Genomic DNA, 24,855 nt, shown 5'->3' on the forward strand with positions numbered 1-24,855 from the left:
GATTTCACACTAACTTTAGTCTTACCAATTCTTTTTCTACATCTTCCACACCCCAGCCTTGCGATACGGCGAGGGTCATAAGCGCGGTGGCGGTTTCGAGGTTGCATTTACCGCCGTTGATGATGCCCGAGTTGCGGAACACATTGCCTTGCGCGTAAACGGCGGCAGTTCTGCCTTGTCGGACTTGGCTGATGTTGAGCAACAATTTGCCTTGCTGTGTAAAGTCTTGCACGGCGCGGATGAAACCTTCGTCTGCGGGCGTGTTGCCGTGTCCGTAGCTTTGCAGGATAAGGGCTTGGGCGGAAAGCTGTCCGAGTCCGTCGGCAAGTTCTTGGACAGCAAAGCCGGGGATAAGCGTGCGGACGGCGATTTTTGCCTGAGGATCGGGATAGCGGATTTTGAGGCCGTCTGAAACGGCTGCTGCGTCTTGGGACGGGAGGCGAAGATTGTGCCAACCCCGGGTTTCGTCCCATTCGGCAAGCGTGCCGAAATGCGGATTGTCGAAGCCTGCAGCAGTTTCGGTGCTGACTTTGCTGCTGCCGACGGCGGGATACAGTTTGCCGTCAAACGCGATGACGGTTTGTTTGAGCTTGAGGCTGAGGGCGGCAACGGCGGTGGAGAGGTTGCGCGGGGCATCGCTGTTTTCGGCGGCGTAAGGCCATTGGGAACCAGTCAGGACAATCGGTTTGCCCAAACCTTGCAGGGCGAGCGCGAGGAGATTGGCGGTGTACGCCATGCTGTCCGTGCCGTGCAGTATCAGGATGCCGTCGCATGAAGGGAGTTTGTCGGCAATGATGTCCAGCCAATCGCGCCAGTGTTGCAGCGTAACGGAGGAGGAATCAATCAAGGGATTGCAGACGTGCCACTCGAAATCGAGGCCGTCTGAAAAGGGGGAAAGGGCTTGGCTGACCAGTGCGGTATCGGGGCGCAGGCCTTCGCTGCTTTGGGTCATGCCTATGGTGCCGCCTGTGTAGAGAACGAAGATTTTTTGTTTCATGGACATCATCGGGTCGTCTGAAAATAATAATACGGCTTATTTAACTATATTTCGGACAGGCTGGCAATTTGGCAGCGCGGACGGTTTTCAGACGGCCTTCAAATGAAAAAGCACCCAAGGGCTGTCGATATTTGATTTTCCAAGTGGATTTTTATAGTGGATTAACAAAAACCAGTACGGCGTTGCCTCGCCTTAGCTCAAAGAGAACGGTTCTCTAAGGTGCTGAAGCACCAAGTGAATCGGTTCCGTACTATCTGTACTGTCTGCGGCTTCGTCGCCTTGTCCTGATTTTTGTTAATCCACTATATTCACGAAGCGTGAGACTCAGAACGGAAACCGCAACAAGGTCAGAGACCTTGCGAGAATTTCCAACGCATGAGATACCGCTTTGTGGATTAAAAAAATACGGAAACTATTGAATATCGGCAAGCTATTTAGGTGCTTGATTTTATTGTTTGCTTTGCGCGGCTTTTTTGGCTGCCTTGGCGGCTTTGCGTTGCGCCCGCTTTTCTTTCAATTTGCTGCGGTAAAACTGGATACGTTGGCGTTTTTTCCACCAGATCCAAGCGACAACGGCCGCACCTATACCCAAGATAACAAAAATACCCGATTGCAGGCTGTGCATTTTCGCCATCAGCCAATCGATGTTGTGCGCACCGTATTCGCCCAGATAAATCCAAATAGGGACGGAAATCAGCGCGGCCAGTCCATCCATAATGATAAAACGCAAGTATGAAACCTTGCGGCTGATACCGGCTGTAACAAATACGGCCGTTCTCAAACCGGGCAGGAAACGGGCGACAAATAAGACCCTGTTACCGTATTTGTCGAATTTTTCCTGAACCTGCTCATAACGTTTCGGCGTCATGATACGCGCAATAGGTTTGAACCTTAGGATTTTCTGCCCCCAAATTCGTCCGGCGGCGAACATGATGCCGTCCCCGACCAATACGCCGAGCATACCGACTGCAAACATAATATGCGGATTGGTATAACCCATACCCGAAATCACGCCGCCTGTTACCAAGGTCAAATCCTCGGGAATCGGCACGCCGAAACCGCAGATGACCAAAACGAAAAACACGGCCGCATAGCCGTATTCGACAAAAAAGGCTTCCAAAAGGGCAAACATAGCGGATATTCCATTGTCGGAGATAAAAAGTCAGAACAAACCGAAACATTTTCTGCGCGAAACGGCATTCTATCAAAGATTATGCCGTCTGAAAGCGGAAAAAGGCAGATTCGCACATCCTCCGCATGTTCAGACGGCATTTAAACAGAAAACCGCCGCTGTTGAAACGATTTTTCCTGATTTTGCCTAAATGCTGCCGATGGCGGAAGCAATACGTTCCGCCCCTTCGCACGCCCAATCGGCCTGTCGTGCCTCAACCATCACGCGCACGACGGGTTCGGTTCCCGATGCACGCAGGACGACACGTCCTTTGCCTTCGAGTTCTTTTTCCACTTCCGCCAGCACGCCTTTTGAGGCTTCCTGCCAGTTTTGCCCTTTGCCGATACGGACATTAATCATCGTTTGCGGATACGGCTGCCAATCGGCGCAGACGGTGGCGAGGTCTTGGTTCAGGATTTGCAGCGCCGCCAAAACTTGCAGCGCGGAAATAATGCCGTCGCCGGTGTTATGTTTGTCCATGCACAAAATATGGCCGCTGGCTTCGCCGCCGATGAGCCAGCCGCGTTGGTTCAGCTGTTCCAACACATAGCGGTCGCCGACTTTGGCGCGGCAGAAATCGACGCCCTGCTCTTTCAGGGCGATTTCCATCGCCATATTGGTCATGACCGTGCCGACCACGCCGCCGATGTTGATACCTTCTCGGGCTCGGGCTTTGGCAATGACGTAAATCAGGCTGTCGCCGTCGTAAACCTGCCCGTTTTTATCGACCATCATCAGGCGGTCGCCATCACCGTCTAAGGCGATGCCGTAGTCGGCTTCATGTTGTAAAACGGCTGCCTGGAGTGTCTTGGTATAAGTCGCACCGCATTTTTCATTGATATTGTAGCCGTTGGGTTCGTCGCCGATGCTGACGACCTGTGCGCCCAGTTCGTGAAACACCTTGGGTGCGACACCGTACCCCGCACCGTTGGCGGTATCGATAACCAACTTCAAACCGCGAAGGTCGGAATGGCTGGGGAAGGTGGATTTGCAAAATTCGATATAGCGGTCGTCTGCACCGCTGATACGGCGTGCGCGCCCGAGGCGTGCAGAAGGCTGGGTTTTCATTTCTTCTTCGATTTTGGTTTCGATTTCCAACTCGACTTCATCGGAAAGTTTCACGCCGCCTTCGGCAAAGAATTTGATGCCGTTGTCGGAATAGGCATTATGCGACGCGGAAATCATCACACCGGCGGACAAACGCAGCGCACGGGTCAGATAAGCCACGCCGGGCGTAGGCAGCGGACCGGTTTGGATAACGTTGACACCTGCGGCGGTAAAACCCGCCACCAAAGCTGCCTCCAGCATATAGCCGGAAATCCGCGTATCCTTGCCGATTAAAACAGTCGGTTTCTGGTCGGTGTCGTGCTGGACCAAAACCTGCCCCGCCGCATAGCCGAGTTTCAATACAAAATCGGGCGTAATCGGAAACTGCCCGACTTCGCCGCGCACGCCGTCCGTGCCGAAATATTTTTTTGCCATGTGTTGCTCCGAGAATGTGAACCGTTGTCCGAGATTATACAGTCAGTTTATGCCTTGCTGTCTGCACCGTTGATGCCGTCTGAAGCCGCCCCGCCCTTTTCAGACGGCATAAAGTATGCGAACCGCTGTTTACAGATTGATGCCCAACGCTTCCCACACCTTCAACGCGTCCGCCGTCGCCTTCACATCATGCACCCGCACGATTTGCGCGCCGCGCGCCACGGAAGCCAGCGCCGCCGCCACGCTGCCGTGTACGCGCGCCGCCGCGTCTGCCTCGCCGGTCAGCTCGCCTATCGTGCTCTTGCGCGACACGCCGACCAGCAGCGGCAAACCGGTTTCCGCCATCAATTCGGGCAAATGCCGCATCAGCGCGATATTGTGTTGCAAGGTTTTGCCGAAGCCGGAGCCGAAACCGGGGTCGAGTGTGATGCGTTGCGGTGCGATGCCTGCCGCGACACATTCCGCCGCCCGCGCCTTCAAATACCTTGCCACTTCGCCGACAACATCCTGATATTTCGGATTGTCCTGCATGGTTTCGGGCAAGCCCCGCATATGCATCAGGCAAATGCCCGTGTCCGCCTGGCGCGCCAGCAATTCGACCGCACCTTCGTCGGTCAACGCCGCCACATCATTGATAATATCGATGCCGCCGAGTGCCAACGCTTTTTCCATAACCACCGTGCGGCGCGTGTCCAAACTGACGGGAACGCCCCACCCCGCCACTTCTGCCAATACAGGCTCAACCCGCGCCCATTCTTCTTCAGGCGAAACATAATCCGCACCTGCCCGCGTCGATTCACCGCCGATGTCGAGAATGTCCGCACCCTCTTTCAAAAGCCGTTCGGCATGCGCCAAAGCGGTTTGGGCGTTTTGCGAATACGCGCCGCCGTCGGAAAAAGAATCGGGCGTGAGATTCACGATACCCATAATTTTCGGTTTGTCCAAACCGATTTCAAACCGTCCTGCCTGCCAAACGCATCCGACCATATCCGTGCCTCCGGAATAAAAAGCAAATTATATACCGTCTGAACAAAACTTGTCCGTTTCAGACGGCATCGGTATTTCAAAAAAGTATCTTGCAGAATCCGCCGCCGTATGAAACATACACTGCCCCTGCAAACGCGGCAACACCCGCGATACCTGATCCGGCGGTATGCCTGCTTATGGGCATTACCCCTTTATACAAGATAATCCGCCCACACAAAATAGGATTTCTACAAGCCGTGTTATACTGTGGCGTGTTTTACAGACTTTTCAGGCTATGGATTTATTATCGGTCTTCCACAAATACCGTCTGAAATATGCGGTAGCCGTGCTGACGATACTGCTTTTGGCGGCAATCGGGCTGCACGCGTCCGTCTATCGCATCTTCACACCTGAAAACATCCGAATCCGCCTCCAACAAAGCATTGCCCATACGCACCGGAAAATCTCGTTTGATGCGGATATACAGCGCAGGCTCCTGCCCCGGCCGACCGTCATCCTGAAAAACCTGACCATTACCGAACCCGGCGGCGACCGGACTGCCGTTTCCATCAAAGAAACCAAAATCGGATTGAGCTGGAAAAATCTGTGGTCGGATCAGATACAGGTTGAAAAATGGGTGGTTTCGGGTGCGGAACTTGCCCTGACGCGCGACGAGAAAGGTGTTTGGAACATCCAAGACCTGATCGACAACCCAAAACGCAAAGCCTCGGTAAACCGCATCATTATCGAAAACAGCACCATCCACCTCGACTTGCCGCAAGACCGGCTTACCCTGAAGGAAGTCAGCCTCAACCTGCAATCCCCCGATTCGGCGGGGCAGCAGTTTGAAAGTTCGGGCATACTGGTTTGGGGGAAGCTGTCCGTCCCGTGGAAAAGCAGGGGGCTGTTCCTTTCAGACGGCATCGGCACGCCCGAAATCTCACCGTTCCATTTCGAAGCCGAGACCGCCCTAAACGGACACCGCATTGCCGTTTCCACCACCGGCAACCCCACTATCCGTTTTAACGCTGGCGGAGCGGATGCGGCCAACCTCGGCCTGCGTGCCGACACCGCCTTCCACAACCTCCACCTGACCGCCCAAATCCCTACGCTGGCACTCAGGAACAACCGCATTAAAATTGAAACCGTCAACGGGACATTTACCGCTACCGCCGACGACGGGAATTTCCAATGGGGCGGATCGTTCAAACTCGATAAGGCCAACCTGCACTCCGGCATCGCCAACATCGGCAACGCCGAAATCTCCGGCAGCTTCAAAACACCGCGCCTTCAAACCAATTTCTCCCTCGGCTCGCCGTTGGTTTGGAGCCGGAACAACGGTCTGGAGGCGCCGCGCCTGCATGTATCGACCCTTCAGGATACCGTCAACCGCCTGCCGCAACCCCGTTTCATCAGCCAGCTCGACGGTTCGATGTCCATAAAAAACCTTCATCAGTGGCATGCCGAATTCAACGGTTCGTTCGACCGCCAAACCGTTGCCGCGAAATTCAGATACACACAGGAAGACGCACCGCACCTGGAAGCCGCCGTCGCACTGCAAAAATTGAACCTGACCCCCTATCTTGACGACGTGCGGCAACAAAACGGCAAAATATTCCCCGACACCCTCGCCAAGCTGTCCGGCGACATCGAGGCGCACTTGAAAATCGGCAATGTCCAACTTCCCGGCTTGCAACTGGACGATATGGAAACCTACCTCCACGCCGACAAAGGCCATATTGCGCTCAGCCGTTTCAAGTCAGGGCTTTACGGCGGCCATACCGAAGGCGGCATCAGCATCGCCAACACCCGTCCCGCCACTTACCGTCTGCAACAGAATGCAAGCAACATCCAAATCCAACCGCTGCTGCAAGACCTGTTCGGCTTCCACAGCTTCAGCGGCAACGGCGATGCGGTCATCGACCTGACCGCGAGCGGCGAAACCCGAAAAGAGCTTATCCGCTCGCTTCAGGGCAGCCTGTCGCTGAATATTTCCAACGGCGCATGGCACGGTATCGACATGGACAATATCCTGAAAAACGGCATTTCAGGCAAAACTGCCGACAGTGCCGCACCCAGCACACCCTTCCACCGATTCACGCTCAACAGCGAAATTTCAGACGGCATCAGCCGCCACATCGATACCGAACTCTTCTCCGACAGCCTCTATGTTATCAGCAACGGCTATACCAATCTGGATACGCAGGAATTGTCTGAAGATGTCCTTATCCGCAACGCCGTCCATCCGAAAAACAAACCGATTCCCCTGAAAATCACCGGTACGGTGGACAAGCCGTCCATTACCGTCGATTACGGCAGGCTGACCGGCGGCATCAATTCGCGCAAAGAGAAACAGAAAATCCTCGAAGACACCCTGCTGGAACAATGGCAGTGGCTCAAACCTAAAGAACCGTAAACACCCTGCGTACAAAAATGCCGTCTGAAACACATTAAGCTTCAGACGGCATGACCTTTCCGACCGGCCGTACCACATCGGAAACACAAGCCCCACATCTGTTTGGTTTGGTGTCGGCTGGCAATGCCGCCATTTGTATTTTCGTCAAACCGCAGCGATTTTTCGTTGCCGCATCAAAAACAAAGTATGTCGGTTATATTTCACAACAGGGCATAGGCTGCCCATACTGAAAAGGCAAGCAAGAACGCGAACCAAAACCAACCGCCTATCGATTCGCCCATATCAGCAGAAAACGTCCGCCAATCCAAACATTCCGTGTTTCCATAATCTTCGACACGAAACAGGCCCAAGCTCAAAACCGGCACAACGATACGTGCGGTCTGATGGAAAAAACGGCTTGGTTCCGCAAACGGGAATGCCGAACACATCAGCTCGAGTATCCAGTCCGCCACCGCCGCCAAAATCCTGACCGCCCATTTGAACAGTTCGTCCATGTGTCTTCCCCCCATGCCATCCTAAAAACCGGCCCAACCGACAAAAAACCAGCCACCGGCCGAATATCAACGCCGCCGCAGCGACACGCGCCGCACATTCCGCCAGCCGCCTCGTTTCCAGGCGTGGTACAGGATTTTCAGCCGCCGCAATCCGTAACGGACAAAATCACAGCTTGCCGCAAAAGCCCAGCCACTACGCCCAACAAATCCGCCAACATACGCCTTTCCCAACCGTTTCCAAACAGACAAACAGAACGCGTCTGTCCCGCCAGACAATCGCCTTTCAGACGGCATCGGCTGCCTCGAAATTGCCATCCCAACACAAAACCACACAGGCAACACACAAATGCCGTCTGAAAATCCAAACGGCGGCATAGCAATGCCGCCCTGCAACCGTAGGGCGGCATTGCGTATCAAATTAACTTTCAATATATTGATTCAAAATAAAAAATACTCAATTATCGTCATTTCCGCCAGCGCGGGAATGACGACACGAGAAATCCTATTTGAATCTACTATAAGCCGAGTTCCCCCCAAATCCCATCAATCTTAGCCGTAACCGCAGGGTCTTTTTTGATTACCCTTCCCCATTCGCGGTCGGTTTCTCCCGGCCATTTGATGGTCGCAGCCAAACCCATTTTGCCGCCGAGTCCGCTGACGGGGCTGGCGAAGTCGAGTTATTCGATGGGCGTATTGTCCACCAAAACGGTGTCGCGTACGGGGTCCATGCGCGTGGTTACCGCCCAGATGACTTCTTTCCAGTCGCGCACGTCCACATCGTCATCCACCACGATGATGAATTTGGTGTACATAAACTGGCGCAGGAACGACCAGCAGCCCATCATCACGCGCTTGGCGTGTCCGGCGTACTGTTTTTTCATGCTGACCACCGCCATGCGGTAGGAGCAGCCTTCGGGCGGCAGGTAAAAATCGGTGATTTCGGGGAACTGCTTTTGCAAAAGCGGTACGAACACTTCGTTCAACGCCACGCCCAAAACGGCAGGTTCATCGGGCGGTTTGCCCGTGTAGGTGGAATGGTAAATCGGGTTTTCGCGCATCGTGATGCGTTCGACCGTAAACACAGGGAAATGATCCTGCTCGTTGTAATAGCCCGTGTGGTCGCCGTATGGACCTTCCAACGCGGTTTCGTTCGGATGAATCACACCTTCCAACACGATTTCTGCGCGTGCAGGCACTTGCAAATCGTTGCCGATACATTTCACCAGCTCCGTCCGCGAACCGCGCAGCAGTCCGGCAAACTGGTATTCGCTCAAAGTATCGGGAACGGGCGTTACCGCGCCCAAAATGGTGGAGGGGTCGCAACCGAGTACGACGGCGACGGGATACGGCGTATCGGGATTGAGTTTGCGGAATTCCTGATAATCCAGCGCGCCGCCGCGATGCGACAGCCAGCGCATAATCAGCTTGTTTTTGCCGATTAATTGTTGGCGGTAAATGCCGAGATTTTGGCGTTTTTTGTGCGGCCCGCGCGTTACGGTCAAGCCCCACGTTACCAGCGGCGCAACGTCTTCCGGCCAGCAATGCTGAATCGGAAGCTGATACAAATCAACGTCTTCGCCTTCCCACACGATTTCCTGACACGGCGCGTTTTTCACCACATTCGGCGCCATGCTCCAAATGTCTTTCAACAGCGGCAGTTTGGAAAACGCGTCTTTAATGCCTTTGGGCGGTTCGGGTTCTTTCAGATACGCCAGCGTCTGCCCGATTTCACGCAGCTTGGACACGCTGTCCGCGCCCATGCCCATCGCCACACGTTCGGGCGTGCCGAACAGGTTTGCCAACACAGGATAATCGTAGCGCGTGCCGTCGGGCTTAATCGGATTCTCAAACAACAACGCCGGCCCTTCGGCGCGCAGCACGCGGTCGGCGATTTCGGTCATTTCCAAATGCGGGGAAACGGGGTGCGCGATGCGTTTGAGTTTGCCCTGCTGCTCGAGCATAGCGATGAAGTCGCGCAGGTCTTTGTATTTCATATTTATCCTTTTTGTCCTGAACAATCCGATTCGGATACCGCCCCTATCCTTGCCTGCGCTTCGGCATATTCTATGCCGTGATAAAAGTCGCGTACCAGCGGATGTCCGCCGCTTTGATGCAGTTGCAGCAAAGGGCGTTGGTTGTCGGACTGGGTAACAACATTGCAATGCAGACCGAAGGTGTCGGTTTCATAAGGGGGCAGCCGGTTGCAGATCATCCCGAAATAAACGGCGTTTTCAGGGTTGTCGTAAAAGTGGCTTTGATAGTCGTTAAAACTCTTTTCGCTGACAGATACCCACACGCCGTATTCCAACGTTTCCTGATGCCCGATAATCGGAATAGGCAGCACCGCGCGGATAAAGCGGTCGGTTTGGTCGGGATAGCGGATGATGCAGAAATCAGAATCGCATTCCGCTTGATAAGCAATACGTTCTTCTTCACTGAGTTGATTATAGGGATAGGGGGCGGTAAAGCCGATTGCGGGCATATCTTCATGTTTTTCGCCGCAGGAAGTGCAAGTGTGCATAAGGTTTCAGACTTTCAAAACGAGTTTGCGGTAAAGCCATTCGCCGGCAAACAGCATCCCCATCAATACATAGGCAATCACGCCGGTATAAACCGCCCACCAATCATATCGCCCCAACCGAGCCAACAAAGCGGCAAGCGTCCCGTTGATTATAAAGAATACGCACCAAACCTGCGTTACCCGGCGGGTATAGCGCACAGCTTTTTCAGGCAGGTCGGGCTGTTGCAGCCGCGCGAGCCTTTCTATGACCGTCTGTCCGGCAAACAGGCTGCCGCCGAACACCGCCAACATCATCAGATTGACGAGGACGGGATACCAATACATTGAGTCGCGCCGCCCGAACACCAATACTGCGGCAAAAAACAGTGTAATAAACAAAGCCGCATAACGCTGTTGGGGCAGTTTGGCAGTCAGGGCGCGCAGCAGCCACAACCCGCACATCGCCGCCGCCAGCCAAACAAACCAGCCCGCCTCCCTGCCGTAATACCATAAAGCCGGATAGGCAATGCTTAATACGGTCAGAAAAATATGTCCAAAAAAACCGGGTTTCATTTTGAATCCGCACAAATGTTTTCAGACGGCATCCGATAATAATATGCCGTCTGAAAAATAATCAGAGATGCCGCCTACCCCGCCTGAATCTTCAATACCGCCTGTACCACGTCGTTGACGGTGCGGACATTGCGGAAATCTTCAGCCTGCAGCTTGCGGCCGGTTTCGCGCTTGATGCGGTCAATCAGGTCGATGGCATCGATACTGTCGATTTCCAAATCTTCGTAAAGGTTGGTATCGGGCGTAATCCGTTCCGGTTCGATTTCAAACAACTCGGTCAGGGTATCGCGCAACAACCGGTAGATTTCTTGTTCGGTCATATGTTTCATCCTTATGCTTGGCGGCTTTTGACAAAGGCGGCGAGTGTTTTGACATTGGCAAAATGTTCGCGCAAGTTCTCCTGCTCGCCGTCCAATCGGAAACCGAAATGTTTTTGCACCGCCAAGCCCAATTCCAGCGCATCGACGGAATCCAAGCCCAGCCCTTCGTCGCCGAACAGCGCGTCTTCGCTGCCGATGTCGGCGGCGGTTATATCCTCCAAAGCCAAACTGTCGATAATCAGTTGCTTGATTTGGTTTTCCAAGTCGTTCATATGGTTTTCCTTGTAAAATAGTCCTGCAGATATTCATTCAGCCGCCGCGCCGCAATCGGCAACGGTTTCTCGGCGAGCCAGTCTTGGGGGAGGATGTCGTCTCCGACGGTAATTTCATACCGTATCCTTTTCGGGGGGATGCGGTACCACGGCTGCCCCTTTTTAAAATTGGGCGGATTCATTTTGATACATACGGGCGTAATCACTTCGGCATAGCGCAGCCCCAAAGAAACCGCGCCCCGGTGCATTTTTACCCGTCCGTCCCAGCCTGTTCTCGTTCCTTCGGGGAACACCAGCAGGCTCTGCCCGCTGTCAAAAACCGCCTTTACCGTTTCCAGCATTGCTTCCGACTCTTCGTTCGGAATATAGCCCGCACCTTTAATCTGGCTGCTCATTGCCGGATTGTGCTGCAAATCTTTTTTCACGATGCAATTCATTTCGGGCACATGGCCGACAAGCAGCACCACATCCAGCAAAGACGGATGGTTTGCCAAAATCAACTGTCCCGGGCGGTTGAGTTTTTCAACACCCCTGAACGATACCTCCAACACGCCCGACCATTTCAGATAAGCGACAAACAAACGCCAAGATGTTCCGATAATCCGACGCGCCGCCAATTGGCGGGCGACAGACCTTGAAGTGCCGTTTAAAGTGTAAGGCAGCAAAACCAATTTCATCATAATGCCGCCGACACCGAAAATCACAAATCCTAACCAAGTCGCCAAAAAACGGCGGCAATAATCCAATTTATCCATTCCGCTGCCACAGCCATTCACGATTGCGATATACCCGGCGGCATTCCCGACTGCCGTTCAGCAGAAAGCGCACCCATTCCAAACCGCTCCAATATGCCTCGGGCAGCATACCGGCTTCAGACGGCATATCGTCCGAAGCAGACAAAGTCAGGCTGTAACGCGTCCCTTTGGTCAGAACCATCGCCAAAGCATAAGCAAACGGCGCGCGCGTTGCCGATACGGCATATCCTTCCGGCAGCGGATCGTCCGCCACCAAAACCAAAACCGACCCGCATCCCTCTTCCAACAGTGATGCCGCTTCCGCCAATGCCGTTTCCACACCGTCGGCACACACGGCCAATGCCGTCTGCTCGCTCATATCCTGACGCAATATCGACCATTGCCCAGCCGTCGCATTGTGCACCGACAAACCGAACGAAGTCGGCGACACGGTATGCGATTTCAACAGTTCCAACCACAAATCGAAACTGCGCGCCATTTCCCCGTCGTGCGAGGCATAAACTACCGGACTGCCGGGATGGGCGGAGGCAATGTCCCAAGCCGCGTCGCATACCAAACGCGCCGCCTTACTCAAACGGCGGCGCTGCATAGCGGGCAGGAACGGCAATTCCCGCCTGACATCGGGCAAACCGTCGGCAAAATCCGGACATTCCGCCCATTTTGCCCACTGGGCCATATCGCGCATTTTGCCGCCCGAAACCCGCCAGGCGGCGATGTCGAAGTGGAACCGGCAAATAATCGGCGGCATAGTTTCTTTCAAAAATTTACACTGTGCCACATTCTAACCAAAGCCTATCTGCCTGACAATGCCGAAAGCCAAACGCATTTCTGCCCCCTTTCTCCGACAACGCCGCCTCTCGGCAAACCGCCAGAATTAGCCTGAATTTACATTTATCATTATAATGTCCGTATTTGCCAGCCTGCCGCCGCAATATATGGACACACTGCCAGAATGCCCGATTACCGACACCGCCTCCCTGCTGCCGCACAGCGGGCGTATGGTTCTGATAGACCGCATTACCCGATACGGCGATGATTTTGTCGAAGCAGGGGCGCAGGTAAAACCCGACCACATCCTGCTGGCCGGCGGCATGCTGCCCTATACGGCATTTATCGAACTGATGGCGTAGGCTGTCGGCGCATATGCCGGCCTCCAAGCCCGAAAAAAGGCACGGCCGGTCCGGCTCGGTTTCCTGCCCGGCACGCGCAAACTTGAAATCTTCGCCCAATCCGTCCCAGTCGGCACGCATCTGCTGGCAACGGCGCATATGTCTATTCAGGATGCCGGGGGAATGGGCGTGTTCGACTGCGAACTGCGTTGGACAGACGCGCCGGAAACTTCGTCCGGAACACTCCCTTCAGACGGCATTTTGGCGCGCGCCTCACTCAACGTGTACAGCCCCGAACACCCTGTCAAAACAACTTAATGCCGTCTGAACAGGCACACACATACGGAGAACAACGATGACCGAAACCGTCCTGATTACCGGCTCCAACAGGGGCATAGGCAAAGCCGTCGCACTCGGTTTGGCGGAAGACGGCTTTGATATCACCGTCCACTGCCGTAGCCGCCGCGACGAAGCCGAAGCCGTGGCGGAAGAAATCCGCGCTTTGGGCAGAAATGCGCGCGTGTTGCAGTTTGACGTGTCCGACCGCGCAGCCTGCCGCGAGATTCTGACCGCCGACATCGAAGCAAACGGCGCGTATTACGGCGTGGTGTTGAACGCCGGACTGACGCGCGACAATGCCTTCCCCGCGTTTTCAGACAACGATTGGGATGTGGTGCTGCGGACTAATTTAGACGGTTTTTACAATGTATTGCATCCGCTGGTTATGCCGATGATACGCCGCCGCAAAGCCGGACGGATTGTGTGTATGGCATCAGTGTCCGGTTTGACGGGCAACCGCGGGCAGGTCAATTACAGCGCGTCCAAAGCGGGCATTATCGGCGCGGCAAAGGCCTTGGCAGTCGAACTGGCGAAACGCAAAATTACCGTCAACTGCGTGGCGCCGGGTTTGATCGATACGGACATTGTCGATGAAAATGTACCCGTCGAAGAAATCTTAAAGGCCGTCCCCGCCGCGCGTATGGGGCTGCCGGAAGAAGTGGCGCACGCGGTGCGCTTTTTGATGGATGAAAAAGCGGCGTACATCACGCGCCAGGTGATTGCGGTGAACGGAGGTTTGTGTTGAATACCAGAAGGGTCGCAGTAACAGGCATAGGCGGCATTACCGCCTTCGGCCGTGATTGGCAAAGCATACAGGCAGCATTCAAAGCCGAAAAAAACGCCGTCAAATATATGGATTGGCGCGAACGTTTCCCCGAATTGGAAGCGCAACTGGGTGCGCCGATTGAGGATTACGCACCGCCGAAACATTGGACGCGCAAGCAGCTCAGAAGTATGGGGCGCGTGTCGTATTTGTGCGTCGATGCGGCGGAGCAGGCTTTGACGGATGCCGGTTTGCTCGGAGACGAAAGTATTACCGACGGACGGATGGGCGTTGCCTGCGGCTCTTCCAGCGGCAGCACCAAAGACATCGGCGATGTGGGCGAATTATTGCTAACCGGCACGTCGCGCAACTTCAGTGCCAACACCTATGTGCGTATGATGCCGCACACCACCGCCGCCAATATCGGCATCTTTTTCGGGCTGAAAGGGCGCATCATCCCGACATCGAGCGCGTGTTCGTCTGGCAGCCAAGGCATAGGTTATGCCTACGAAGCCATCAAATACGGGCTGACCGATATGATGCTGGCGGGCGGCGGCGAAGAATTTTGCCCGTCCGAAGTGTATGTTTTCGACTCGCTTTATGCCGCCAGCCGCCGCAACGGCGAACCGGAAAAAACCCCGCGCCCATACGACGTAAACCGCGACGGGCTGGTCATCGGAGAAGGCGCGGGGATTTTCGTATTGGAAGAATTGGAACACGCCAAACGGCGCGGTGCGAAAATTTACGCCGAACTCGTCGGCTACGGTGCCAACAGCGACGGCAGCCACGTTACCCAGCCGCAAAAAGAAACTATGCAGAAATGTATGGAACTTGCACTGCAAGATGCAGGTATTACGCCCGATAAAATCGGCTATGTAAACGGGCACGGCACAGCAACCGAAAAAGGCGACATCGCCGAAACGCTGGCGACTGAAGCCGTGTTCGGATTTGTGCCCATCAGTTCGCAAAAAAGCTATTTGGGGCACACCCTCGGCGCGTGCGGCGCGCTGGAGGCGTGGTTCTCGATTGAAATGATGAACGGCGGCTGGTTTGCGCCGACCCTGAACTTGAACGACATCGATCCGCGCTGCGGCAAGGTAGACTATATTTTAAGCGGCGGCCGTGAAATCGAAACGGATTATGTGATGAGCAACAATTTCGCCTTCGGCGGCGTGAACACTTCACTGGTGTTCAAACGTTGGAAGGACGGATAAAACCGCACAATCCGATTACATCATATTGATTTAAAACGGAATAAAACAACAAACTGCCGCTTTCAGACTTCCTTGCCGCCTATCCGCTCGATATGGCAAACCGTCCGGACGGCATCCGTTCCGCAATACTGCCAATCCAATTCGGCAGCTCCGCGCCACACGCAGGCGACAACCGCGTCGCCGCACCAGATTGCGCTGACGGCGTGCCAACCGGTTCCGCCATCCGCGCGCAAGCCGCAAACCGCCGAACCGTCGGTCAGATAACCGACTTTCGCCATATCTTGCGGAAAACCCAAACCGCAGGCTTTGAGCAGTGCTTCCTTAATGCACCACAGGCGGTAAAAAGCCTCTGCCTGCCAACCGGAACGTGCCAAAAAAACCCGTTCTTCAGGGGAACAAACCCATTCGGCAAGTGCCTGAAAATTGCGCGGACGGACCGTTTCAATATCGACACCGCAAACCGTGCCGCCGTCGCAGACCAAAACCGCCGCCCGCCCTTTGCTGTGCGAAAGCGAACATATCTTGCCGCCCTGCTGCTTCAGGAAGCGGCTGACCTGCCAATCCGTCCGTCCTGCCAATTTCGGTGCGCGCAGCAAACGCGCCCTGTCCGCATCGTCCAGACAGGATTCCCGATAAGCGGCAGCCGCCGACGCATCTGCAAGGCGGCACTGCAATACTGTTTTTTTATCCGGCACGACACCCTCCGTTCTGCCATTTGGAATATATGACCCGAATGTTTGACATCAACTTCTCCGACAATACGCCGATTGCCCTCGACCCGCTGTGGACCCGCGCCGATTTTATACGCACGGTGCACGCCCTGTCGTTAAAATTAAAGCAAAACAACATCCGTTCGGCGGCATTGTGGTTTGACGATGCCGCGCTGTTCGCAGCCGCATTGCTTGCCGTTTGGAATAGCGGCGGCAAAGCCCTGCTGCTGCCGAATACCGCGCCCGGAAACCTGACTTGGGCGGAATCCGCACAAATCCTGCTGACCGACACCGATATTGTTTCAGACGGCATCCGCGTTTGGCAAATACCAACCCCTTGCGGCGGTATGCCGTCTGAAAGCCGCATACCGCAAGCATTGGACATCCCGCCCGAATCCGAAGTGCATTTGCGTACTTCGGGTTCCGGCGGGGAAGCCAAAACAATCGTCAAAACCGCCGCGCAAATCGAATCGGAAGCCCGCGCGCTGGCTGCGACAATCCCGTTCGGACGCGGCAAAACCGCCGTCCTCGGCAGCGTATCGCCGCAACATATGTACGGACTGACCTTCCGCTTCGCGCTTCCGCTGCTGATGGGGTGGGCGATGGTCCGCAGGCAAAACGCCTATCCCGAACTGCTGCTGTCGGCAAGCCTGAACGTGCCGTCCAATTATCAAAATGTCTGGATTGCCAGCCCCGCCCTGCTCAACCGTTTCGGCGAAAATCGGGATTGGGCGGCGTTAAACGGAAGGATAGGCGGCATCGTTTCCGCAGGCGGGGAACTACCACCGGAAACCGCCGCCCTGTTGGAACAATATGCGGTACGCCCTTATGAAGTTTACGGCAGTACGGAAACCGGCATCATTGCATCCCGCCAAAAACAGACCTTATGGCAACCGTTCCCCAACGTCTCCGTCCGCAATACCGGCAAATCGGTGGAAATATCCTCGCCGTGGACAGGCGGCGTGCAATACATTGCCGATTGCATCGAAACACACGAAGACGGTTTTGCCCTGCTGGGCAGGCAGGACAGGATAATCAAATTGGCAGACAAACGCATTTCGCTCAACCAAATCGAACACGAATTGCTGAAACACCCCTGGATTGCCGACGCACATTGCGCCCTGCATCCGAAACACGGGCGCATTGCCGTTTGGGCGGCACTCGATACGGAAGGCATCACGGCGTGGCTGGAACAGGGGCGCACCGCCGTTATCGCCGCACTCAAGCAACACCTTGCCCAAACGCAAGACACGGCCGCCCTGCCGCGCTACTGGCGTTTTACAGACCGTCTGCCGCGCAACGGACAAGGGAAAATTACCGCAGCGGACTTTCAGACGGCATTGGCAGAACCCGCCGCGCCGCAATGGCACACCTTGCCGTCCGAAGGAAACCGGTTGCGCTATCAAACACGCGTACCGCCGGATTTACCCTATTTCGGCGGACATTTTTCCACCTTCCCACTCGTCCCCGGCGCAGTCGAATTGGAATGGATACGCCAGCTCGCCGCACGGCACCCCTTCGGCAGGCAAAACATTATCCGCATCGAAAACCTGAAATACCAACAGTTTATCCGCCCGTATGACGACATTTCCGTAGAACTCGGATACGATGCCGATAAAAACAAACTGTCATTTAAAATCCAAAAACAGGATGCCGCCTGCGCCTCGGGGAAACTGGTATTCGACACGCCGCAGGACAGTCCCGATCCGGCCGCAAGGGAAGAACGATGAACCGCCTTCGCACAGGCAAATAAGATTACCGCCTTACCTTGATATAAATATGAACATCCTCGCCCTCATCCCCCATTACAACCACCCGACAACCGTCGGCACGGTTGCACGCGGCCTGCGCGCCTGCGGTTTGGACGTGTTGGTCGTGGACGACTGCTCGCGCCCCGACTGCATACCCGTTTTAGAAAATCTGGCTTCAGACGGCATCCGCATCATCCGCCGCACACACAACGGCGGCAAAGGCGCGGCAGTACGCACGGGTTTCGAGGCGGCGGCGGAGCTGGGATACAGCCACGTCCTGCAAATCGACGCCGACGGCCAACACTGTTTGGACGACGTGCCGAAGTTCGTCCGTGCCGCGCAACTCAATCCCGAAGCCCTCATCTGCGGTCAGCCGCAATACGGCGGCGACGCGCCCAAATCACGATTGTACGGGCGCAAAATTACCGACTTTTGGAATATGGTCCATACCTGGTCGTCCGATATTAAAGACGGTATGTGCGGCTTCCGCCTTTATCCGTTGCCGCCTGCGTTGGCGGTCATACGCGGAGAATACGTCGGCAACCGTATGGACTTCGACATCGAAATCCTAATCCGGCTATATTGGCGCGGCATCAAAATCGTGTGGATCCCCACGCCCGTCCGTTACGCCGCAGACGGCATTTCCCACTTCCGCGCCCTTGCCGACAACATCCTTATCAGCCAAATGCACACACGGCTGTTTTTCGGTATGCTCAAATGGCGTTGGCGCATCTTGAAAGGCGCATTCCGATGAACGGCGCATCCCGGCACTGGGCGGAACAAAACGAACGCGGCAACCGCCTGTTCCTCAAGCTGACGGCGGTGATTGTCCGTTATCTGCCCCCTTTTTTAATGAAACCGTGTATTTGGTTTGTCGTCCTATATTTTTACCTGACCTCGCCCCGGGCGCGGAAAAACCTCCATACCTACCAAAACCGCCTGCGGCATACCTTTCCTGATGCTATGCCGTCTGAAAACCGCATATTCGCGCAGTTTTTGGCATTCGGCGAAGCCGTTTGCGACCGGTTTGCCGTATGGCAGCGCAAAATACGTTACGAAGACCTGATTATCGAAGATCCCGACAACCTGACCGCCGCTATGTATCAAAACGGGCGCGGGCAGATTTTTGCCTGTTCGCACCTGGGCAATACGGAAATCTGCCGCGCACTGGTTTCCCACCACCGGAATTTCAAACTCAACGTCCTCGTACACAGCCGCCACGCACAAATGTTCAACGAAGCCCTACAACAGGCGGGCGCGGACAAAATCCAACTGATACAGGTAAGCGACTTGGACGCATCGCTGATGATGACGCTTAACCGGCGCATTGAAGCAGGGGAATGGTTGGCAATCGCCGCCGACCGCATTCCCGTCCGGGGAGAAAAAACCGTAACCGTCGATTTTTTGCAACACCGTACCGAAATACCGCAAGGGGCGTGGATTCTGGCATCGCTGCTGAAAACCAAGGTCAACGCGCTGTTTTGCATCAAACAGGACGGACGCTACCGCCTGAAACTTCGCCCTATGACCGACACATCGGATTGGACGCGGTCAGAACGCACGCAAAAAATCAAAGAATCCGCGCAACATTTCGCCCGCATTTTAGAAGAAGAATGCCGTCTGAATCCGCTGCAATGGTTCAATTTTTACGACTTTTGGCATACGGAGCACCATTCCTCATGAACAAAAAACACATTTTCTGCCGCCACAGCCACATCATCCAAGTCCCGTTTTTCGATGTCGATCCGATGCGGATCGTCTGGCACGGCAACTACGTCAAATACCTCGAAGTCGCACGCTGCGCCTTCCTCGACAGCATAGGCTACGGCTACGATGAAATGGGCAGGCGGGGCTTCAGTTGGCCCATCGTCAAAATGGACTTGAAATACATACGCCCCGCACGGTTCGGACAAACCATCCGCATCGATATGGCAATCGTCGAAATCGACACTTGCCTGCGTATCGACTACACTTTGTCCGATGAGCAAACCGGCGAAAAACTGACCCGCGCATCGACCACGCAGGCGGCAGTATCCCTAAAAACCGGAGAAACACAGTTCCAAACGCCGGAAAGCTGGCTCGAAGCCATACGGAGTCATCCGACTTTTCAAGCCGCATAAACCGCCGTCCGCTTTCAGACGGCATTTTCCGCCCCATTATTACCACACCGACAGACAACCATGAAAAAATACCTGCTTGCCGCACTCCTTGCCGCAACCGCCCTTTCCGCCTCAGCATTTTCCACTGCCGAACTGACCCGGATACTGCAAAAACCCGACAACATCCAAGGCAGCTTTATCCAATACCGCCATCTGAAATCCCTATCCAAACCGATGGCTGCAACCGGAAAATTCGTACTGATGCCCAAACGCGGACTGCTCTGGCAGATGCAAAAACCGTTTGCCGCCACCCTGCGCGTCCGTTCAGACGGCATCAGCCAATGGAACGGCAAAGGCTGGATAATGCCCGATACCGGAAAATTTTCCGGACAAAGCAGGCAAATCAAACTCTTTCTCGACCTGATCGGCGGCGATACGCAAGGGCTGGAAAAACAGTTCGATCTGAAACTCGAAGGGTCGGCGCAAAAATGGACGCTGCAACTCACACCGAAAACACTGGTGATGAAACAAATCTTCAACCATATCGACATCAGCGGGGACAGCGTCGTCCGCCGCATCGAACTGCACGAAAAACAAGGGGACAAAACCGATATGCGGTTTGACAGCATCACCGTCGGCAACCCGCCGGACAAGTTTGCCGAACAATCACTCTGACACTGTCCGAACCGCTATGACCCGCCTGATTTACACCCTGCTGATGTCGGCACTTGCCGTCTTTGTCTGTTACAGCATGACAACGCGCGCCTGGCTGCAGACCGACCTGACCGAACTGCTGCCCCAAAGCAGCCAAGATACCGTTTTACAGGCGGCGGAACGCGCCGGCGACGCGCAAATCAACAGCCAAATCATCCTGCTGGCCGGCAGCCCCCAACCCGAAACCGCATTTCAGACGGCATCGGAAATCGCCGGCTTGTGGCGGCAAAGCGGGATATTTTCCGAAGTAAACAGCCAAATCAGCCCCGATCTTGCACAAATCCGCCAAGACATCGGCAGAATCAGCTTGGCCGTCCTGCCCGAAGCCCAACGGCGTTTGCTGACCGAAAAACCCGCCGATTATTTCCGCCAACGCGCCGAAGATGCCGCCAACCCGTTTGCCGTATCCCCCCTGCCCTTAGACGAAGACTGGCTGGGTTTCGGACGTTTCGTTGCCGGCAAAATCAATCCCCAAACCCGTCTGCAATGGCATCCCGAAAACGGTATGCTGTTCAACGAAGACAATGGGAAAACCTGGGTGTGGATACGTGCAAAGCTGCCCGACAATGCCCTTCCTCAAGATGCCTTGGGTCATTTGTTCCAAAAAACACAGACATTAGCATCCGGCAGGCACGCCGAAATCCTGACCGGGGGCGGCGCACTTTTTGCAGCAGCCGCCAAAGCCGATGCAGAAAAAGAAAGCCGGATAATGGGTTTTGCCGGCACCGTCCTGACCGTCGCCCTCATCTTGTGGGTTTTCCGCAGCGCGCGCACTTTCTGGCTGCTGCTGCCGCCTGCGGTGGGAATGCTGGCGGGTTTGGCGGCGACGCTGGCGGTATTCGGGCATATTCACGCCCTGACGCTGGTTATCGGTACGAGCCTGATCGGGATGCTGGTCGATTTCCCGCTGCACTGGCTGACCCCGTCGATATTTTCGCCGTGGCAGGCGAAACCGGCGATGAAACAGGTATTGCCCGCCTTTGCCGTCAGCCTGCTGATTACCGTTTCGGGATACGCGCTGCTTTGGTTCACACCTTTGCCGGTTTTACAGCAAACCGCCGTTTTCTCCGGATTTTCGCTGCTGGGCGCATTCGGCGCGACCATCTGCCTGCTGCCGCCCCTGTTTGCCCGTTATCAGGCGAAACCCGTACCTTTTGCCGCCTTAAGTACCATACTGGGCAGACATATCAAGAAACAGCTCCCCCCGTCCTTCCGTTATCCCGCAGCAGTTTTCCTGATGGTTTTCGCCGCCGTCGGACTGTGGCGCAGCAACTGGCACGACGATATCCGCCAATGGGTGAATATGCCGCCCGGACTGTTGTCGCAAATACAAAAAATCGGCACATTGGGCGGAACCGATTTCAGCGGTCAATATCTGGTTGCCGAAGCCGCAAGCGAAGACGCGCTGCTGTTAAAAAATTCCGAGTTGCGCCGCGCCCTCGCCCCCCTGATTCGACAAGGCAAACTGAAAGGCATCCAATCGCTGGATCAGTTCATCCTGCCGGCAGCCGAACAAAACCGCCTGAAACAACATTTGCGCACCATTGCAGACAAACCCGGCAACTACCGCGCCCTGCACAAACTGGGCATTCCCGAAGACACGCTGAAATCCGCCCTACTGCAAGCAGCCGACACGCCCGCCCTCACGCTTTCAGACGGCATCGCCCTGCCTCTGGCACAGGCTTGGAAACCCCTGTATCTCGGCGAAGCCGCACCGCACCGTTATACCTCCGTTATCCGCCTGAACGGTATGACCGACCCGGAAACCGTCCGCAAAACGGCGGAAACCATTCCGGGAATCAAATGGGCGGACAAACGCGGCAGGCTCAACGAACTGTTCCGCCATACGCGCAATCAGGCGGCTTGGCTGAAATTGTCGTCTTACCTGCTGGCCTGGCTGCTGCTGTGGCGGCTGTTTGGCGCACGGCAGGGTGGGAAAATCCTCGCCGTCCCCATTGTTGCCGCCATCGGCACTGTTGCCGTATTGGGTTGGCTGGGCATTCCCGTCAGCCTGTTTGCCATGTTCGGATTGCTGCTGGTTTCCGCCATCGGCATCGATTATGCCGTTTACGCGCTCAATGCCGGACACAGTACCGATGCGCGGCTGGGCGGTATGCTGCTTGCCGCGCTCACGACAGGCATCTCCTTCGCCATACTTGCCTTCAGCGGCACACCGGCCGTCGCCGCATTCGGCATGACCGTCGGCATCGGGGTCATATTGAACCTGTGGCTGGCGGCACGGCTGATGTACTCGGTCCCGGATACGCAACATCCACACCGTTAACCGCCCTGCCGCCGTTTCCGCTTCAGACGGCATTTTTGAAAGGAACTTATGCGCCCGACCACGACCCTGCTTGCCCTATTGACCGCAAAACTGCTCGCCGCCTGCTCCTCATACACCCTACCCGTCCCCCAAACCCAACCACGTCTTGTCGAAGACGTACAATGGTTCAAATGGGAACGCTACAATAAGGGGCAAGAACCGGTACAAACCGGCATACTGGCGGCCGAACAGCTTGAAGACGGCATCCGGTTTGTACAAACCGACATATTGGGCGCACCGGTTTCACGCCAGACTATCAGCAGCGGCGGCTGGAAAAACGACGGATTTATCATGCCGAACATGTCGTCTCGACTACTGTTTGCCGCACTGCTCCCGCTGATAACCGCCGAAAATACCGCTCCCCCCTATCCCGGCCTTAAACAGGCAGACGGCGGCGCATCCTTCTGCAAAGAAGGAACATTGTTCCGCTACCGCAATCGGGACATATGGTGCATCAACCATATTGGCGGACAGTTCCTGATTACCCTACCCGACCAAACCCGCTGGTCGGTTACACCGATTGAACCATTATGAACATACCTGTTTACCTCGGCAGCCCTGCACTCACCAGCGCGTTGGGCAGCGGACTGCACACCCACATCGATGCCCTGCTGTCCCCTTCTTCCAAACCGGCACTGACATTTTCATCCGATTGGGTTGACGGCAAAAACCTTGCCTTCGGTATGGTAAAAGAAACCCTGCGCCCCTTTTCAGACGGCACGCCCGCACACTGCCGCAGCCGCACCAACAGGCTGCTTTGGCACACGCTCGAACAAATCGAACCGCAAATCCGCGCCGCCATACGGCGGTACGGCGCAAACCGGATTGCCGTCGTTATCGGCACATCCACCGGCGGCGCGGACGAAAACATCCCGATGTTCCGACAGGCAGTGCAGGGAAAAGCCTGGCAAGGCCTCACGTTCAACCAATGCCAACACCTTATGAACGCGCCCGCCGATTTCATTGCCGATGCTTACGGGCTAAACGGCCTGCGTTACGTCGTTTCCACCGCCTGCACTTCCGGCGCGCGCGCATTAATCAGTGCCGCACGCCTGCTTCGCGCCGGTATGTGCGATGCCGTCATCTGCGGCGGCGCGGACACACTCTCGCCGCTGACCGTCAACGGATTCGCCTCACTGGAAGTCTTGTCCCCAAACATTGCCAATCCCTTTTCCGCCAACCGCGACGGCATCAATATCGGCGAAGGCGCAGCCGTATTCATCATGACGCGCGATGCGGATTTTTCCGGCAGTATGCGGCTTCTGGGTTACGGCGCAAGCAGCGATGCCTACCATATTTCCACGCCGCGCCCCGACGCTCAAGGCGCAATTCTTGCCTTTCAGACGGCATTGCAGCACGCAAACCTTGCGTCCGAAGACATCGGCTGGATTAACCTGCACGGCACCGGGACGCACCACAACGACAGTATGGAAAGCCGTGCCGTTGCAGCGGTTTTCGGCAACAATACGCCCTGCACGTCCACCAAGCCGCAAACCGGACACACGCTGGGCGCGGCGGGCGCAATCGAAGCCGCGTTCGCGTGGGGCATTGCCGACTGGCAAAGCAATCCCGAAGGAAAACTTCCGCCCCAGCTTTGGGACGGGCAGAACGACCCCAACCTGCCCGCCATCAACCTGACCGGCAGCGGCAGCCGCTGGGAAACCGAAAAACGCATTGCCGCCAGCTCATCGTTTGCCTTCGGGGGAAGCAACTGCGTTTTACTTATCGGATGAAATAAGTTTGTCAATCCCACCGCTATGCTATACAATACGCGCCTACTCTTGACGGGTCTGTAGCTCAGGGGTTAGAGCAGGGGACTCATAATCCCTTGGTCGTGGGTTCGAACCCCACCGGACCCACCAATTCCCAAGCCCAGACGTATGTTTG

General features: G+C 55.4%; 25 protein-coding genes, 1 tRNA gene and 2 pseudogenes. 15 read left to right on the forward strand and 13 right to left on the reverse strand.

Annotation, left to right across the window (positions count from 1 at the left end):
- Nucleotides 1-4: 4 nt before the first annotated feature.
- The 4 genes from ACRPFF_RS00780 to folP all read right to left on the reverse strand — a co-directional run bounded on the left by ACRPFF_RS00780 (nt 5) and on the right by folP (nt 4,637).
- Nucleotides 5-997: an asparaginase gene (locus ACRPFF_RS00780; RefSeq protein ID WP_432673527.1), complete on the reverse strand. Its 993-nt coding sequence runs from the start codon at nt 995-997 to the stop codon at nt 5-7.
- 448 nt (nt 998-1,445) lie between these two features.
- On the reverse strand, nt 1,446-2,129 hold the full coding sequence (locus ACRPFF_RS00785; protein ID WP_432673528.1) for a DedA family protein: 684 nt from the start codon (nt 2,127-2,129) through the stop codon (nt 1,446-1,448).
- 186 nt (nt 2,130-2,315) lie between these two features.
- Nucleotides 2,316-3,650 carry a phosphoglucosamine mutase gene (gene glmM / locus ACRPFF_RS00790; RefSeq protein ID WP_432673529.1) on the reverse strand — a complete coding sequence of 445 codons (1,335 nt, stop codon included), beginning with the start codon at nt 3,648-3,650 and terminating at the stop codon, nt 2,316-2,318.
- A 129-nt stretch (nt 3,651-3,779) separates the two neighbouring features.
- Nucleotides 3,780-4,637 (reverse strand): dihydropteroate synthase, encoded by an 858-nt coding sequence (gene folP / locus ACRPFF_RS00795; RefSeq protein WP_432673530.1) that lies wholly within the window; start codon nt 4,635-4,637, stop codon nt 3,780-3,782.
- A gap of 274 nt (nt 4,638-4,911) precedes the next feature.
- On the opposite strand from folP, the gene ACRPFF_RS00800 reads away from it, so the two are divergent.
- Nucleotides 4,912-7,032, forward strand: coding sequence for an AsmA family protein (locus tag ACRPFF_RS00800; protein WP_432673531.1), 2,121 nt, complete (start codon nt 4,912-4,914; stop codon nt 7,030-7,032).
- 200 nt (nt 7,033-7,232) lie between these two features.
- On the opposite strand, the gene ACRPFF_RS00805 is transcribed toward ACRPFF_RS00800, so the two are convergent.
- Nucleotides 7,233-7,541 (reverse strand): 6-aminohexanoate hydrolase, encoded by a 309-nt coding sequence (locus ACRPFF_RS00805; protein ID WP_432673532.1) that lies wholly within the window; start codon nt 7,539-7,541, stop codon nt 7,233-7,235.
- Nucleotides 7,542-7,699: 158 nt separating this feature from the next.
- Here ACRPFF_RS00805 and ACRPFF_RS00810 point away from each other — a divergent pair, with 158 nt between their 5' ends.
- On the forward strand, nt 7,700-7,903 hold the full coding sequence (locus ACRPFF_RS00810) for a hypothetical protein (RefSeq protein WP_127213584.1): 204 nt from the start codon (nt 7,700-7,702) through the stop codon (nt 7,901-7,903).
- Complete coding sequence (locus tag ACRPFF_RS00815; RefSeq protein ID WP_432673565.1) at nt 7,873-8,079, forward strand: hypothetical protein; 207 nt, start codon at nt 7,873-7,875, stop codon at nt 8,077-8,079. The genes ACRPFF_RS00810 and ACRPFF_RS00815 overlap by 31 nt, the downstream gene beginning before the upstream one ends.
- On the opposite strand, the pseudogene ubiD reads toward ACRPFF_RS00815, so the two are convergent.
- The 7 genes and pseudogenes from ubiD to ACRPFF_RS00850 all read right to left on the reverse strand — a co-directional run bounded on the left by ubiD (nt 8,042) and on the right by ACRPFF_RS00850 (nt 12,694).
- Nucleotides 8,042-9,520: pseudogene (gene ubiD, locus ACRPFF_RS00820) on the reverse strand (4-hydroxy-3-polyprenylbenzoate decarboxylase). The gene ACRPFF_RS00815 and the pseudogene ubiD overlap by 38 nt on opposite strands.
- Nucleotides 9,521-9,522: 2 nt before the next feature.
- On the reverse strand, nt 9,523-10,047 hold the full coding sequence (locus tag ACRPFF_RS00825; RefSeq protein ID WP_432673533.1) for a DUF2199 domain-containing protein: 525 nt from the start codon (nt 10,045-10,047) through the stop codon (nt 9,523-9,525).
- Nucleotides 10,048-10,053: 6 nt separating this feature from the next.
- Nucleotides 10,054-10,599 carry a hypothetical protein gene (locus ACRPFF_RS00830; protein WP_432673534.1) on the reverse strand — a complete coding sequence of 182 codons (546 nt, stop codon included), beginning with the start codon at nt 10,597-10,599 and terminating at the stop codon, nt 10,054-10,056.
- 74 nt (nt 10,600-10,673) lie between these two features.
- The gene (locus ACRPFF_RS00835; RefSeq protein WP_002222119.1) at nt 10,674-10,919 is read right to left on the reverse strand and encodes an acyl carrier protein; all 246 of its coding nucleotides are present in this window, start codon (nt 10,917-10,919) and stop codon (nt 10,674-10,676) included.
- Between the two features lie 11 nt (nt 10,920-10,930).
- Complete coding sequence (locus ACRPFF_RS00840; protein WP_003750043.1) at nt 10,931-11,191, reverse strand: phosphopantetheine-binding protein; 261 nt, start codon at nt 11,189-11,191, stop codon at nt 10,931-10,933.
- A complete protein-coding gene (locus ACRPFF_RS00845) occupies nt 11,188-11,946 on the reverse strand; it encodes a lysophospholipid acyltransferase family protein (protein ID WP_118791300.1) in 759 nt (252 codons plus the stop codon). Before ACRPFF_RS00845 ends, ACRPFF_RS00840 begins: the two co-directional genes overlap by 4 nt.
- Complete coding sequence (locus tag ACRPFF_RS00850) at nt 11,939-12,694, reverse strand: beta-ketoacyl synthase chain length factor (protein WP_432673535.1); 756 nt, start codon at nt 12,692-12,694, stop codon at nt 11,939-11,941. The genes ACRPFF_RS00845 and ACRPFF_RS00850 overlap by 8 nt, the downstream gene beginning before the upstream one ends.
- 154 nt (nt 12,695-12,848) lie before the next feature.
- Here ACRPFF_RS00850 and ACRPFF_RS00855 point away from each other — a divergent pair.
- From ACRPFF_RS00855 to ACRPFF_RS00865, 3 genes and pseudogenes are all read left to right on the forward strand, one after another.
- A pseudogene (locus tag ACRPFF_RS00855) lies at nt 12,849-13,373 on the forward strand (thioester dehydrase).
- A gap of 37 nt (nt 13,374-13,410) precedes the next feature.
- Nucleotides 13,411-14,139: a 3-oxoacyl-ACP reductase FabG gene (gene fabG / locus ACRPFF_RS00860; protein WP_432673536.1), complete on the forward strand. Its 729-nt coding sequence runs from the start codon at nt 13,411-13,413 to the stop codon at nt 14,137-14,139.
- Nucleotides 14,133-15,371, forward strand: a complete 1,239-nt coding sequence (locus ACRPFF_RS00865) for a beta-ketoacyl-ACP synthase (RefSeq protein ID WP_432673537.1) — start codon at nt 14,133-14,135, stop codon at nt 15,369-15,371. The genes fabG and ACRPFF_RS00865 overlap by 7 nt, the downstream gene beginning before the upstream one ends.
- Nucleotides 15,372-15,433: 62 nt before the next feature.
- On the opposite strand, the gene ACRPFF_RS00870 is transcribed toward ACRPFF_RS00865, so the two are convergent.
- Nucleotides 15,434-16,066, reverse strand: a complete 633-nt coding sequence (locus tag ACRPFF_RS00870; RefSeq protein WP_301673052.1) for a 4'-phosphopantetheinyl transferase family protein — start codon at nt 16,064-16,066, stop codon at nt 15,434-15,436.
- Between the two features lie 29 nt (nt 16,067-16,095).
- On the opposite strand from ACRPFF_RS00870, the gene ACRPFF_RS00875 reads away from it, so the two are divergent.
- The 9 genes from ACRPFF_RS00875 to ACRPFF_RS00915 all read left to right on the forward strand — a co-directional run bounded on the left by ACRPFF_RS00875 (nt 16,096) and on the right by ACRPFF_RS00915 (nt 24,830).
- On the forward strand, nt 16,096-17,811 hold the full coding sequence (locus tag ACRPFF_RS00875; RefSeq protein WP_432673538.1) for an AMP-binding protein: 1,716 nt from the start codon (nt 16,096-16,098) through the stop codon (nt 17,809-17,811).
- A 49-nt stretch (nt 17,812-17,860) separates the two neighbouring features.
- The gene (locus ACRPFF_RS00880; RefSeq protein ID WP_432673539.1) at nt 17,861-18,586 is read left to right on the forward strand and encodes a glycosyltransferase family 2 protein; all 726 of its coding nucleotides are present in this window, start codon (nt 17,861-17,863) and stop codon (nt 18,584-18,586) included.
- The gene (locus tag ACRPFF_RS00885) at nt 18,583-19,515 is read left to right on the forward strand and encodes a glycosyl transferase family 2 (protein WP_304673955.1); all 933 of its coding nucleotides are present in this window, start codon (nt 18,583-18,585) and stop codon (nt 19,513-19,515) included. The genes ACRPFF_RS00880 and ACRPFF_RS00885 overlap by 4 nt, the downstream gene beginning before the upstream one ends.
- Entirely contained in the window at nt 19,512-19,952 is a 441-nt protein-coding gene (locus ACRPFF_RS00890; RefSeq protein WP_314169699.1) for an acyl-CoA thioesterase, read from the forward strand. The genes ACRPFF_RS00885 and ACRPFF_RS00890 overlap by 4 nt, the downstream gene beginning before the upstream one ends.
- A 60-nt stretch (nt 19,953-20,012) precedes the next feature.
- Entirely contained in the window at nt 20,013-20,606 is a 594-nt protein-coding gene (locus ACRPFF_RS00895; RefSeq protein ID WP_314169700.1) for an outer membrane lipoprotein carrier protein LolA, read from the forward strand.
- Between the two features lie 16 nt (nt 20,607-20,622).
- Nucleotides 20,623-22,929 carry an MMPL family transporter gene (locus ACRPFF_RS00900; RefSeq protein ID WP_432673540.1) on the forward strand — a complete coding sequence of 769 codons (2,307 nt, stop codon included), beginning with the start codon at nt 20,623-20,625 and terminating at the stop codon, nt 22,927-22,929.
- Between the two features lie 48 nt (nt 22,930-22,977).
- Nucleotides 22,978-23,502: a hypothetical protein gene (locus tag ACRPFF_RS00905; protein WP_432673541.1), complete on the forward strand. Its 525-nt coding sequence runs from the start codon at nt 22,978-22,980 to the stop codon at nt 23,500-23,502.
- Entirely contained in the window at nt 23,499-24,701 is a 1,203-nt protein-coding gene (locus ACRPFF_RS00910; protein WP_432673542.1) for a beta-ketoacyl-ACP synthase, read from the forward strand. The genes ACRPFF_RS00905 and ACRPFF_RS00910 overlap by 4 nt, the downstream gene beginning before the upstream one ends.
- 53 nt (nt 24,702-24,754) lie before the next feature.
- A tRNA-Ile gene (locus tag ACRPFF_RS00915) sits at nt 24,755-24,830 on the forward strand.
- The last annotated feature ends 25 nt before the right edge of the window (nt 24,831-24,855 follow it).

The sequence above is a fragment of the Neisseria sp. SLRRB23 genome (assembly GCF_050896295.1).
Classification (GTDB): domain Bacteria; phylum Pseudomonadota; class Gammaproteobacteria; order Burkholderiales; family Neisseriaceae; genus Neisseria.